At 75.7% G+C, this 371-nt stretch carries 1 protein-coding gene; it reads right to left on the bottom strand.

From position 1 onward, the window contains the following. Nucleotides 1-371, bottom strand: a 371-nt coding sequence (locus G3I40_RS30430; protein ID WP_203645058.1) for a hypothetical protein, incomplete at both ends; no start/stop codon positions are given.

The raw sequence follows: 371 nt of genomic DNA, 5'->3' as shown, positions 1-371 counted from the left end.
AACCGCTACCTGTACGCCCCCGGCCAGACCCGCCACGTCCTCCGCACCGGTCACCGGCGCCCACGTAGGCGCGTCCAACACCTGCTGCGTCAACGGCAGTTCGGTCCAGTCCACCTGGAACAGCGCCTCGGCGACCGCAGAGTCCGCGGCGGACTCCAGCTGTTCGGCGGAGACCGGCCGGGACACCAGGGAGTCCAGGGTCACGACGAGTCCGCCGGCCTCGTCGGCCGCCTCCAGTGCCACGGCGCCGGGCCCGGCGGAGGTCAGGCGGATCCGCAGGGCGGCGGCGCCTCCGGCGTGCAGCGCCAGGCCGTTCCACGCGAACGGCAGGACCGGCCCCGCGTCCTCCTCCGCGGCGGCGTCCGCGTGGG

Source organism: Streptomyces sp. SID14478 (assembly GCF_010548525.1).
Taxonomy (GTDB): domain Bacteria; phylum Actinomycetota; class Actinomycetes; order Streptomycetales; family Streptomycetaceae; genus Streptomyces.
Note: the sequence above shows the minus strand (reverse complement) of the source record. Positions and strands in the feature narration are given on the sequence as shown.